Annotated in this window: 1 protein-coding gene; it reads left to right on the top strand. The window is 53.7% G+C overall.

Annotated features, from left to right (window positions below; translation table 11 throughout):
* A partial coding sequence (cmoB, locus tag KI369_RS30090) for a tRNA 5-methoxyuridine(34)/uridine 5-oxyacetic acid(34) synthase CmoB (protein ID WP_212959076.1) occupies nt 1-460 on the top strand: 460 nt, incomplete at both ends.

Raw genomic sequence — 460 nt, 5'->3', positions numbered from 1 at the left:
ACTGAGCGCAGGGCAAATTAAACGCATTGAAACGCTGATGCGCAACCTGATGCCGTGGCGCAAAGGGCCGTTCTCACTGTATGGCGTCAACATCGATACCGAATGGCGTTCCGACTGGAAATGGGATCGTGTTCTGCCCCATCTTTCTGATTTAACCGGACGCACCATTCTGGATGTCGGCTGCGGCAGCGGTTATCACATGTGGCGCATGATTGGCGCAGGCGCGCACCTCGCGGTGGGGATCGACCCTACGCAACTTTTTCTGTGCCAGTTTGAAGCGGTGCGTAAACTACTGGGTAATGATCAGCGCGCGCATTTGTTACCGTTAGGTATTGAACAACTTCCGGCACTGAAAGCCTTTGATACCGTCTTTTCGATGGGCGTGCTTTCCCATCGCCGTTCACCGCTGGAGCATCTCTGGCAGTTGAAAGATCAACTGGTCAATGAAGGTGAACTGGTG

Source organism: Bacillus sanguinis (genome assembly GCF_018332475.1).
GTDB classification, from domain to species: domain Bacteria; phylum Bacillota; class Bacilli; order Bacillales; family Bacillaceae_G; genus Bacillus_A; species Bacillus_A sanguinis.
Note: the sequence above shows the minus strand (reverse complement) of the source record. Positions and strands in the feature narration are given on the sequence as shown.